Raw genomic sequence first — 13,073 nt, 5'->3', positions numbered from 1 at the left:
AAAAGTGAAACTTTATTTTCTGTAAACGTTTCCATAAGTTTGCGGTAATTCACAGAAAAATTCATTTTTTTCTTTATTATAGAGGGCAATTAAAGCTGCTTACGGTTTATCTCATGACGCAAAAAGAAATCATTGTATTAACGGGTACAAATAGCCAAGTGATTATTGACGTTGGTGAATGTGCAGAGATCCTACATTGGGGGAAGCCTGTAAGTGGTGATATCACTTCTTTCTGTTCTTCACTTTTGCGTCCAGTTCCTTACGGTCGTTTGGATAATGATGTCGCAATGACGCTGGCGCCAGAGTTAGGCCGAGGCGTATTCAGCAGTCCATGCCTTGAAGGGCATCGCAATGGTGCGGATTGGGCTCCTGTATTTGTAATCACAGAGGTTGAGTCAAATGCACACAGCGTCACTCTAACAAGTGAAGATGCACTTGCTGGATTACGAATGATAACGGAGCTGAGTTTAGATAAACAAGATGTAATCAAAACGCGTCACTCTCTTATTAATATAAAATCAACACCTTACCAAGTTAATCGATTAGCAAATACCTTACCGTTACCCGTTCGTGCTGCGGAGCTAATGACGTATTACGGTCGCTGGGTTCATGAATTTCAAACGGTTCGTCAGCCATTACAACAAGGTGGATACCAACAAGAAAACCGTCGTGGACGTACCTCTCATGAGCATTACCCGGCATTAGTTGCAGGCACCCGTCACTTTGATGAAATGCAAGGCGATGTGTATGGATTTCATTTTGCATGGAGTGGTAATCACCGTTTGCGTGTTGATGTAAAAGCCGATGGCCGTCGTTATATGCAGGCCGAAGTGATATATCTTCCGGGTGAAATTAGCTTGCAACAAGGTGAGGAATTAACAACACCGTGGTTATATGCAAGTTACAGTAATCAAGGATTGAATAGCATGAGTCATCAATTTCACTCTCATGTCAGAGAATCAATTCTTGATAAGCAAATCATAAATACGGCACGACCAATTCACCTTAATACGTGGGAAGGGATCTATTTTGAGCATGATCCTGACTATATTATGGAAATGGCAACGCAATCGGCTCAAATGGGCGTCGAGCGTTTCATTATTGATGATGGTTGGTTCAAAGGTCGAAATGGCGATAAAGCCGCGTTGGGAGATTGGTTTTTAGATGCAGATAAATACCCAAATGGATTAGCACCAATTATTGATCATGTACGCGAATTAGGAATGGAGTTTGGTCTCTGGTTTGAACCTGAAATGATCAATAAAGATTCTGATTTATATCGTCAACACCCTGATTGGTTGCTGGCAGTTGAAGGTTATGATCAGCCAACAGGACGTAACCAATACGTTATTAACCTGCAAAATGATGACGCGTTTAACTATCTTTACGAACGATTAGATCATTTCTTAACCCAATATGCCATTGATTATATTAAATGGGACATGAACCGTGAGGTGGTGCAGCCAGCTCATAATGGTCATGCTGCAGGGCATCAACAAGTGGTGCGTTACTATCAATTGGTCGATAAGATCCGTACGGCACACCCAAAGGTTGATATTGAATCATGTGCGGCAGGGGGAGGGCGTATTGATTTTGAAGTGTTAAAGCGTACGCATCGTTTTTGGCCATCGGATAATAATGACGCGTTAGAGCGACAACGTATTCAACGAGGCATGAGTTATTTCTTCCCTCCTGAAGTGATGGGCAGTCACATTGGTTCAAGCCATTGTCACAGCACTCGTCGTCGCCATAGCATTGAGTTTAGAGGGTTAACGGCGATATTCGGACACATGGGTATTGAGCTTGATCCGGTTAAAGAGCTGCAAGAGGAAAAACAAGGGTTTGAGCACTATATTAAGTTGCATAAAACCTTACGTCCGTTATTGCATACAGGTCGAACATGGCGAATTCCATCGGATGATGAGGCACATCAAATTCATGCGGTAGTGGCGAATGATCACTCTGAAGCCATCGTTTTGTTGGCACAATTAGCAATGCCAACCAATTCGCTAAGTGGACATTTACGTATTCCCGGCTTAGATCGTAGCGCGATATATCAGGTGAGCATTTTAGATAAACCCGCCAATTATAATGAGATTGTAAATTATCAGCCATTTTGGACTGAAGGTGATTGCCAGTTATCAGGTGAATGGTGCGAAGACGTGGGGCTGACTATGCCCATTCTAGATGCTGAAAGTGCTATGTTAATCAAATTAAAAAAACTGTAAACGCTAACAATAAAGCGTCATTTGCTAGGTAAGCCTTTGTTTATTTGTAATTTATTTGCATTTAAATAAAGGCTTTTTTTATCTTTAAAAATAACAAGATGGGGTAGATCAGCGTTAAGATCTCATTTTTGGAATATAACTGGAAACGTTTCCATAAAGTGGTTTTTGGTCACGGAATAATGGTTGCGGAGTGGGTAGCATGGCATCATCAATTAAGTAGGAATGAATCTCTAGTTAAAAAGAGAACTTCCACCATCGGAAAGGAATATAAGATGTCTGAAAAAATTACTCTACAAACTAAACTTTCTTACGGTCTTGGTGCATTAGGAAAAGATTTTGCCTGTGCGCCGATTTATATATTTTTAATGTTTTATTTTACCGACGTGGCGGGCTTATCTGCGGCGTTTGTGGGAACGATCTTTTTAGCTGCCCGTATTATTGATGCTATTACTGATCCGATGATGGGCGTTATTGTTGATAATACCCGTTCTAAATTTGGTAAGTTTCGCCCTTGGATTGTGATTGGCACGCTCTTAAATGCAGTTGTCCTTGTTGGTCTTTTTAGTACACACATGTTTGAAGGCACTACGTTATACATTTATGCAGCAGCCGCTTATATCCTTTGGGGTTTAACTTACACCATTATGGATATTCCTTATTGGTCAATGATCCCTGCGTTATCTAGTTCTCGTCAAGAACGTGAAAAGTTGGTGGTATGGCCTCGCTTGTTTGCAAGCCTTGCATGGTTTATTACCGGCACTTATGGCCTACATATTGTGGGTGAGTTAGGCAAAGGCAACCAAGGTGATGGTTTCTTTAATGTTGCGATGTTAATTGCGGTTTTATTTGTATTCAGTGCCTTCTTAATTGCTCGTAATGTAAAAGAACCAGTTCGAGAAACAAGCGTTAAAGCAGAGAAATTTAGCTTTAAAGATGTACTGATTATCATTGGTAAAAATGATCAATTAAAGGCGTTGATTGGTACGGTATTATCTTTTCAAATTGCGAATTTATTAGTCGGCGGTTTTGCTATTTACTACTTCACTTACGCGTTAGGTAATCCTGAACTATTTCCGATTTATATGATGGTTGCAGGTATTGCTGAAGTGGCTGGTGTCTTTTTATTCCCACGTTTAGCGACACTTTTCCCTCGTAAATATTTATGGTTAATGGCGTGTGGTTTCCCTGTAGTGTCTTGTGTGCTTCTAATTGTTATGGGTATTGTTTCTCCTGGTAATGCTTTATTAATTGGTTGTGCTGGTGCAGCAATTAAGTTTGGTGTGGGTATTGCAAATGCTTTGCAAACCGTAATGCTAGCGGATGTGGTTGATTACGGTGAATATAAAACCGGTCGCCGCAGTGAGAGTGTTATTTTCTCAGTTCAAACAATGCTTGTAAAATTTGCAGGTGCAGCAGGTGGCTTTATCGTTGGTATGGGGTTATCGATTGTAGGTTACATTCCAAACGTAGCGCAATCAGCAGAAACTATCATGGGACTTCACTTTATGATGGCAGGTGTTCCGGCGATACTTATGACAGTGAGTGGCTTGGTGTATCAGCGTTATTATCGTTTACATGATGGCTTTAATCCTGAATTAATTGAGAGTGAAGATACAGTGAAGACTACTACTCAAAAATCTGTTACAGCTTAATCATTAAGTAATCTAAAAATTAAAGAAGGTCGCTACTGTCAAAGGTGCGGCCTTTTTTGTTATTAGAAGAGTGTGTAAATAGCGTATGATTTAATTTAGTGTAAACGTTTACATTATTTGAAAGTGATCACGATATCACTTTAAATTCACTGATAAACTGCCTGAAAATTCAGTAGGAAGAAGAGTTAATCATGAAAGTATTAGTAACTGGCGGAATGGGCTATATCGGTAGCCACACATGTATTCAAATGATTGAAGCAGGCATTGAACCTATCATTTTGGATAACTTGGGAAACAGCAAAGTCGCAGTGCTTGATCGCATTGAAGCGTTAACTCAAGTTCGTCCTGTCTTTTATCAGGGAGATATTCGTGATGAAGCCTTTTTAGATAGTATTTTTGCTGAGCATTCTATTTCATCGGTTATTCACTTTGCGGGATTAAAAGCCGTCGGTGAGTCTGTTGCTAAACCTCTAGAGTATTACGACAACAACGTAAATGGGTCATTGGTGTTAGCTCGTTCAATGCGAAAAGCGAATGTAAAGAGCATCGTATTTAGCTCATCGGCAACCGTCTATGGCGATCCTGCTATTGTTCCTATTACTGAGAACTCACCAACTGGCGCAACCACAAATCCTTATGGTCGCAGTAAATACATGGTTGAAGAGTGTTTCTCTGATCTGTTTGATGCAGAGAACGATTGGAGCATTACCTTACTTCGCTATTTCAACCCAGTCGGCGCGCATCCATCAGGCACTATGGGGGAAGACCCTCAAGGTATCCCAAATAATTTAATGCCATTTATCGCACAAGTTGCGGTGGGCCGTCGTGAATCACTGTCTGTATTTGGTAATGATTATCCGACACCAGATGGAACAGGCGTTCGTGATTACATTCATGTGATGGATTTAGCTGATGGGCACATCGCCGCATTAAAAGCGGTGGGTGAAAAATCAGGCCTTCATATTTACAACTTAGGCACAGGTAAAGGCTCAAGTGTTTTAGAAATGGTTGAGGCATTTGCTGAAGCTTCAGGTAAGCCGGTTCCTTATACCTTATGTCCACGTCGTGCGGGTGATATTGCTGAATGTTGGGCAAGCACTGAAAAAGCAGAGAAAGAATTAGGCTGGAAAGCGACTCGTAATGTGATGGAAATGAGTGCGGATACATGGCGCTGGCAGTCGAATAATCCAAAGGGTTATTGAGAGCTAAAAGATTAAGAGTTCAGAATTCAGGTCAGTCGCAAGCTCTTTGAAAGAATTTAGAGAAGAGCATGGTTAGAGCGACAAATATAAGTATCTGGGTTCATCTGTATTTTATTAAAAAGAATTGAGTATAAAAATTATGTCAAATGTTGAGTTTAACCCAGTAGATCATCCGCATCGTCGTTATAACCCATTAACGGGTCAGTGGATTTTAGTCTCACCACATCGTGCGAAACGTCCGTGGAGTGGTCAAGATGAAAAACCATCAACGGCTGAATTACCACAATACGACAAAGGCTGTTTCTTATGCCCAACCAATGATCGTATCTCTGGTGACACCAATCCAGATTACAAAGGCACTTACGTATTCAGTAATGACTTTGCCGCACTAATGACGGATTCACCAGAAGCGCCACAATCAACAAATCCGTTATTTAAAACACAAGGGGTTCGAGGATTAAGCCGAGTGATTTGCTTCTCGCCAGATCACAGCAAAACCTTACCAGAGCTGCCAGTTGGTCAAATTCGTAATGTGATTGATACATGGAACGATCAAATTGAAGAGCTAGGTAAAGAGTACGTTTGGGTTCAAGCGTTTGAGAACAAAGGCGAGACAATGGGGTGTTCTCAACCGCATCCACACGGTCAAATCTGGGCAAACAGTTTCCTACCCAATGAGATTGAGCGCAAAGAAAAACATCTTAAAGAATATTACCAAGAACACGGTTCAAACTTGTTAGTTGATTATGTTGAATCAGAACTAAAAGATGGAGAACGTACGGTAGTAGAAACGGAACATTGGATTGCAGTAGTCCCTTATTGGGCAGCATGGCCGTTTGAAACCATGCTATTACCAAAAACACACATTCGCCGCATGAGTGAATTAACGGACGAGCAACGTGATGATTTGGCGTTAGCAATCAAAAAACTAACCAGCCGTTACGACAATTTGTTCCAGTGCTCATTCCCATACTCAATGGGTTGGCATTATGCGCCTTTCTTTGAAGAGGGCACAGGCGTTGATCATTGGCAATTACACGCACTGTTTTATCCGCCACTGCTTCGCTCTGCATCGGTACGTAAGTTTATGGTGGGCTACGAAATGTTAGCCGAAAGCCAACGAGATTTAACCGCTGAGCAAGCCGCGCAAAAACTGCGTGATGTGAGCGATGTGCATTATAAAGATCTTTAAAAGAGCAGATCGCTCCGCTTAAAGAGTTCAGAAGTGCTTGTGATGATATAACACTCACAAACAATGATTCTGAACTCTGCAAGGGAGCTTGCGACCGATCTGAATTCTAATTAATAAAAATATTTGAAGACATCTTTGAAATAACAAAGATAACAACTCTAAAATTTGGAAATAGCCATGACAAACTTAATTAAAAACGTAAAAGACGCATTCAACTCAGTACTTTCTTACGCTCCAACACATATTGTTCAAGCGCCGGGCCGTGTGAACTTAATTGGTGAACATACCGACTATAACGACGGTTTCGTATTACCTTGTGCGATTAATTACCAAACGGTCGTTGCAGCTGCAAAGCGTGATGACAACATCGTTCGTGTCGTATCGGTAGATTATGGCAATGAAACCGACGAGTTTGATATTACTCAAGAGATCACATTCCAAGAAAACAAAATGTGGGCAAACTACATTCGTGGCGTAGTGAAATGTTTAATTGGTCGTGGTTTTGAATTCAAAGGCGCAGATATTTCAGTCTCAGGTAATGTTCCTCAAGGTGCAGGTCTTAGCTCATCAGCTGCATTAGAAGTGGTTATCGGACAAACCTTTAAAGAGCTGTATAGCTTAAACATCAGCCAAGCAGAAATCGCGCTAAATGGTCAGCAAGCAGAGAACGAATTTGTTGGTTGTAACTGCGGCATTATGGACCAAATGATCTCAGCAGAAGGCAACGCAAACCACGCAATGTTATTAGATTGCCGTTCATTAGAAACCACTGCGGTATCCATGCCAGAAAACATGTCAGTAGTGATTATTAACTCAAACAAAAAACGTGGCTTGGTTGATTCAGAATACAACACTCGCCGTGAACAATGTGAAGAAGCCGCACGCATCTTTGGTGTAAAAGCACTGCGTGATGTAAGCATTGAGGAGTTTAACGCAAAAGCACATGAATTGGATGAAATGGTCGCAAAACGTGCGCGTCACGTGATTACAGAAAATGATCGTACCGAAGAAGCCGCAAAAGTGTTAGCGTCAGGGGATATGAAACGCATGGCTGTTCTTATGGCTGAATCTCATGCCTCAATGCGTGATGATTTTGAAATCACAGTAAAAGAAGTCGATACCTTGGTTGATATCGTTAAAAACGTGATTGGTACAGAAGGCGGCGTTCGTATGACAGGTGGTGGTTTTGGTGGCTGTATCGTGGCTTTGGTTCCGCCAGTATTAGTGGATGAAGTTAAAGCGGCGGTTGAAGAACTGTATGAAGCGGCAACAGGCCTAAAAGAATCAATTTATGTGTGCCAAGCAAAAAATGGTGCAGGTTTAGTAGAAGTGCTGTAAGGAATACACATGACAGAACAATCAACATTGTTCGAAACCATGACACAGGAGGCGGCCAGCGATGGTCGCCTTGCTCAGTTATTCGAACTCAAAAATCAACATGGAATGCGCGCTGTGTTTATGGATATTGGTGCGACGTGGTTAAGTTGCAAAGTGCCAGTAAAAGGTAAACTACGTGAAGTCTTGCTGGGTCAATCAACAATGGCTGGTTTTAAAAAGCAAGCAAGTTATATGGGTGTTACTGTAGGTCGCTATGCCAATCGAATTGCGGATGGTCAGTTTAAAATTGATGGCACTAAATACCAAGTGGATACTAACCAAGCAGGCAATACTTTACACGGTGGTACAGAAGGGTTTGATAAGCGACGTTGGTCAGTCGTAAAAGAAACGACAAACAGCATTGAATTTAGCTTAATTTCACCTGATGGCGACCAAGGTTTTCCGGGGGAGCTAACGGTTTTTGTTACCTACCAATTGACTGATGATAATCAAATCGTGATCAGTTATAACGGACAAACGACTAAATCAACCCCGGTTAATTTGACCAATCATGCTTATTTCAATTTACTTGGTGCAGATACTGAACATCTGAGTTTAGATCATATCTTAAGCGTTAATGCTAATGAGTACGTACCAACGACTGATGTAGGCATTCCAAAAGGCGCATGGAAAAAAGTAAAAGACACCAACTTCGATTTCACCGATCCTAAAGTGATCTCACAAGATTTTATGCTAGACAAAGACCAAGATAGCGCCAAAGGTTATGACCACTCATTTGTGCTAGATAAAGCGTGTGCAAAAGGGGAGTGCGCAGCAAGCCTAACCTCTCCTGATAGCTTAGTTACAATGCACGTAGTTACCACTAAACCAGCGATGCAGTTATATACTGGAAACTGGTTAGCAGGCACACCAAATCGTATTGATGGTGAATATCAAGACTATTCAGGCGTGGCATTAGAAACGCAATTCTTGCCAGATGCGCCAAATCACCCTGAATGGCCTCAGCCAAGCACTATTCTGTCACCGAGTGATACCTATCAGCATGAGACACGTTATCAATTTATCGTCTAGATAGCGTGTGGCTAGTAGCATAATAATAGAATCCCTACTCATTCATTGGTTAGGGATTTTTTGTTTTAGAAATTAATGCGGAGTAGATCATAAATTAATATGACTTCTCAGCTAAATCTACCTATGCTGATTATAGTTAATTAATAAATCAAGAAGATAAGTGGCTAGGTTCTGTATGGCGAATAACATGTCTCTCAAGAAAAAAAGCATGCTAGCATTGGGATGCTACGTTTGTTTCTTAATTACTATTATCGGTAGTGTTACTTATTATGTTGTCCAATCTCCTATTCGTACAAACTTAGAGAATAATCTTGATTTAAGAACTCAGCTTCTGTCACGAGAAATAGATGCACCCCTGAATCATTCCCTTTCTACATTGCATGCGTTGGTAGGTGTTGCTGTTAGTGGCAATACGCCAGAGAACATTCAAAACATGCTTTCTTCCGTTCTCAAAGAAAGCGATGACATTATTATTAGTGGTGGTATATGGCCAGAGCCAAACACTTTTATCCCATCTAAGACTCTCGCTAGTTTGTTTTTTTCTCGTGATGAAGAGGGCAAAATTGCACTGATCAATGATTACAACATTCCAAGTGAATCGCCTTATCAAAACGAGTCTTGGTATGTCTCTGTAGCCCATGAAAATAGCACTAATCATATTTCATGGTCTGATGTTTATATTGACCCCTTCACGAAACAAAAAATGATCACAGCTTCTCAACCCTATTTTAATCAAGGGCAGTTCGTTGGGGTGGCAACCATAGACATTTCTTTAAAAGGGCTAATCAGTGTCATTGAAGCGCAAGCAGAAAAGAATAAATTAGGCATCGTCATTAACAATGGCGACACCATGATTGCGGATTATAAGTTTAATGCACAAGAAGACATGTATGTTGTGACGCATCAGATGGAAGCCTTTAACTGGCAGATAAAAGTAATTAATTCTTATCGAACCGTGTCAGATGAAATCTACGCTCAAATTATCAATATAGAATTAGGGATAGTTCCTATTTTATTATTGTGTGTAATTATAGCTTATTACTTTATTAACCGAAGTTTGATTAATCCTATTGCATTGATTTCAAAGCAAATTGATGAGAGTGCGTCTAACAAAAAAATAGACATCAATTACGAATACAATGACGAGATAGGGGCTTTGATCTCGTCATTTAATAAGAAAACAGAATCTCTTGAAATCGAGAAAGTTAAAGCGGAATCATCCACTAAAGCCAAAAGCTCTTTCTTAGCGAACATGTCTCATGAGATCCGAACACCGCTAAACGGCATCATAGGTATGTCTGATATTTTAGCCGAAACGGATCTAAACCCAGTTCAATCCGAATATTTGAGTACCATAGAAACGTCTTCTCAGGCGTTGCTCTTACTTATCAATGACATTCTTGATTTATCTAAAATAGAATCAGGTAATCTTGTGTTAGTGCCACAGCAATCTCATGTGGCAGAAGTCGCTTACGACACATTAACCGTCGTATTAAGTAAAGCCTCTGATAAAGGGCTGGCTTTGCAAATAGAACTGGCTCCAAACCTTCCAGATACGGTAATGCTAGATGAGCACCGCTTACGCCAAGTATTGATGAATTTAATGTCTAATGCCGTTAAGTTTACTCAAAATGGGGCGGTTATTTTATCAATCAATTATGAAGAAGAAACGAAGACTAGAGGTAAATTACTCTTCTCGGTAAAAGATACTGGCATCGGTATTCATAAAGATAAACTCCAGCAGATATTTGAACCATTTACTCAAGAAGATAGCTCAATTACTCGTCAGTTTGGTGGTACCGGGCTAGGGCTTGCAATTTGCCACCAGTTAGTGAAATTACTTGGCGGTGAGATTAAGGTAGATTCACAAAAAGACTTTGGTAGTAAATTTTATTTTATGCTGGATGTTGACGTTCTGGGATCAGCCGCGTCAAAAGTTACTAAATACAACGGAACTCAGTGTTTAATCATTAGCAACAATAAAGCGTATGCGTCTCAATTAAATACGGAATGTAATCAGCTAGGCCTGTCGACGACAATACGTGAGAATAGTGATGAGCTTGAATCTCAAGCATTAAATTATGATGTGATTATATATTGTCAGCATTCATTGGTTCTAACGCATAACGATATCAATAGAATTAATGCCTTATCTCAGAAACCGGGATTGGTTATTTGTCGAAAACACGGAGATGAAAAAGCCGATTTTAATCATACTATTGATGGGCTCGTGATTTACCCTCTGTTAGGTAATCGTTTCTGTAATGCAATAAATCAGGCTCTAAAATCAAATAAGAACAAGCATGAAGTGGTATTACCTCTCGACTGTCTTGATGATGTGCCTATGAGCACTCAAGAGGAAAATGCAGAAACCAAAACCATTCTGATTGTTGAAGATAATTTAGTGAATCAAAAAGTGGCTTCTTTACTATTGAAAAAAGAAGGGTTTAATGTCGATTTAGCCAATGATGGCCAAGAAGCCGTGAATATGGTGACAGCGAAAACCACAGTATATTCACTAATATTAATGGATTGTATGATGCCAGTGATGGATGGATTTGCTGCAACAGAAGCAATAAGAGCGTGGGAGCAAGAGCAAATGGTTGCACGTTTGCCAATCATTGCCTTAACCGCCAGCGTATTTGTTGAAGATATCGATAAGTGTTATCAATCTGGCATGGATGATTACGTAGCAAAACCGTTCAAGAAAGAGTTGATGTTAGAAAAGTTGGAAGCGTATACATAAGCAACTTACTGCGATTACATATGATTAAGTAATCACAGTAAGTTGATTGGAAAGGGATCGAGATTAAGAATCAGGGCTCTCTTGCTTTATTACCGACGAACGCTCAATTAAAGACGCTTGGAAAATGGTGCCTTTAGTCATGCTTGAATTACCAGACACTAGTGCTAATGAAAGTTCAGCCGCTTGTTTTGCCATGGTTTGGATAGGGTAATCAATTGTACTGAGCTTTGGATGTAAATATTTAGCAATTAAACCATTATCAAACCCCATTAAAGAGATGTCTTTAGGAACCGCAATCTCTTGTTTCTCAAGCGCGGATAACGCCCCTGCGGCCATATAATCGTTATAGCAAACCACCGCCGTAATAGGTAAATTACGAGATAATAGGTCAATCATTGCTTGCTCACCGCCTTCATCCGTTGGCTGTGCTTCGGCGCAATACTTTTCATTAAAATTGATCCCATGAGCGTGCAATGCTTGCTGATAGCCGGCTTTACGGTGATGGCTATCATCAATATCATGTTCAGAATTAATATAAGCAATTTTCGTATGGCCTTGAGCTATTAAATGCTCTGTCGCTAAGTTTGCACCGTGTTGGTTATCTAACGAGATACAACGGTCGGCTATTTCAGGGATATGGCGATTAATAATAACCAGTCCTGGGACTTCTTTCGCAAATTGCAGCAGCTCTTGATCACTTAACCCTTTTGAGTGGATCACCAGAGACTCACAACGGTTATTAATTAAAAGATCGATAGCTTCTTTCTCTGTGGTCGCATCGTGATAGCCATTGCCAATCAGTAAGTGTTTTTGATGCGCTTGAGCAACGGTATCAACGGCTTTAAGCAGTGATCCAAAAAATGGGTCAGACACATCACCCACCATTACGCCAATCGTATTGGTACTCTTACTGACCAATGCTCGAGCGTTTGCGTTTGGGCGATATCCCAGTTTTTGCATCGCCGCATTAACCGATTCGATAGCTGCTTTGCTTGCTTTTGGTGATTTATTTACCACTCTAGAAACCGTGGCAACCGATACCCCTGCTTCTTTTGCAACGTCTTTAATGGTTGCCATAATTAAGTTCAATCCTGTGATGTGGTCGAGATAAAATAGTTGATCGAGTTAAAGTTTTAGTAAATATTTAATTGCTGTTTACTTGTTCCATAGCGTATTGTTGATAATGTAAACGTTAACACTAACTTAGAGCTAAGGATAAAGTAAAATGGAAACAATTGCATACGGTGATTTCGCAAAATTAGATATTCGTGTTGGTAAAATCACAGACGTTAAACGTCATGAAAATGCAGACAAACTTTACATTGTTCAAATCAATGTAGGAGAGCAGAGCCTTCAAACCGTTACGAGTCTTGTCCCTTATTACACTGAAGACGAGCTTTTGGGTAAGCAAGTGGTTGTGCTGTGTAACTTAGCAAAAGCAAAAATGCGCGGTGAAACCTCAGAGTGCATGTTGCTATGTGCAGAAACAGAAGATGAAAGCGAAAGCGTATTATTAACTCCAGAGCGATTGATGCCTGCTGGCGTTAAAATTGTCTAATTGGATAAAATAAAGCGATTCTTCAATACCAACACAAAGCATTGTTATTTTTTATCTTGTTGGTTCTTTGTATTGTACCTGTCAAT

Annotated in this window: 9 protein-coding genes; 8 read left to right on the top strand and 1 reads right to left on the bottom strand. The window is 40.4% G+C overall.

Annotated elements, in window-relative coordinates; genetic code table 11:
• The first annotated feature begins 113 nt into the window (after positions 1-113).
• The 7 genes from PVK70_RS04765 to PVK70_RS04735 all read left to right on the top strand — a co-directional run bounded on the left by PVK70_RS04765 (position 114) and on the right by PVK70_RS04735 (position 11,429).
• Complete coding sequence (locus PVK70_RS04765) at positions 114-2,228, top strand: alpha-galactosidase (protein ID WP_130048299.1); 2,115 nt, start codon at positions 114-116, stop codon at positions 2,226-2,228.
• 272 nt (positions 2,229-2,500) lie between these two features.
• A complete protein-coding gene (gene melB, locus PVK70_RS04760; RefSeq protein ID WP_130048300.1) occupies positions 2,501-3,880 on the top strand; it encodes a melibiose:sodium transporter MelB in 1,380 nt (459 codons plus the stop codon).
• A 191-nt stretch (positions 3,881-4,071) separates the two neighbouring features.
• The gene (gene galE / locus PVK70_RS04755; RefSeq protein ID WP_130045414.1) at positions 4,072-5,082 is read left to right on the top strand and encodes a UDP-glucose 4-epimerase GalE; all 1,011 of its coding nucleotides are present in this window, start codon (positions 4,072-4,074) and stop codon (positions 5,080-5,082) included.
• A gap of 139 nt (positions 5,083-5,221) precedes the next feature.
• On the top strand, positions 5,222-6,274 hold the full coding sequence (locus tag PVK70_RS04750) for a UDP-glucose--hexose-1-phosphate uridylyltransferase (protein ID WP_130048301.1): 1,053 nt from the start codon (positions 5,222-5,224) through the stop codon (positions 6,272-6,274).
• A gap of 177 nt (positions 6,275-6,451) precedes the next feature.
• Positions 6,452-7,612, top strand: coding sequence for a galactokinase (galK, locus tag PVK70_RS04745; RefSeq protein WP_130048302.1), 1,161 nt, complete (start codon positions 6,452-6,454; stop codon positions 7,610-7,612).
• Positions 7,613-7,621: 9 nt separating this feature from the next.
• Entirely contained in the window at positions 7,622-8,683 is a 1,062-nt protein-coding gene (gene galM, locus PVK70_RS04740; RefSeq protein WP_130048303.1) for a galactose-1-epimerase, read from the top strand.
• 187 nt (positions 8,684-8,870) lie between these two features.
• On the top strand, positions 8,871-11,429 hold the full coding sequence (locus PVK70_RS04735) for a sensor histidine kinase (RefSeq protein WP_242504790.1): 2,559 nt from the start codon (positions 8,871-8,873) through the stop codon (positions 11,427-11,429).
• Positions 11,430-11,492: 63 nt separating this feature from the next.
• On the opposite strand, the gene PVK70_RS04730 is transcribed toward PVK70_RS04735, so the two are convergent.
• Positions 11,493-12,506: a substrate-binding domain-containing protein gene (locus PVK70_RS04730; protein WP_130048305.1), complete on the bottom strand. Its 1,014-nt coding sequence runs from the start codon at positions 12,504-12,506 to the stop codon at positions 11,493-11,495.
• Positions 12,507-12,654: 148 nt separating this feature from the next.
• Between PVK70_RS04730 and PVK70_RS04725 the strand changes: the two genes are divergently transcribed.
• Positions 12,655-12,987 carry a tRNA-binding protein gene (locus PVK70_RS04725; protein WP_130045420.1) on the top strand — a complete coding sequence of 111 codons (333 nt, stop codon included), beginning with the start codon at positions 12,655-12,657 and terminating at the stop codon, positions 12,985-12,987.
• Positions 12,988-13,073: the final 86 nt, after the last annotated feature.

The organism is Aliivibrio sp. A6, from assembly GCF_028765505.1.
Lineage (GTDB): Bacteria > Pseudomonadota > Gammaproteobacteria > Enterobacterales > Vibrionaceae > Aliivibrio > Aliivibrio finisterrensis_A.
This window is presented reverse-complemented; position numbering and strand designations above follow the sequence as displayed.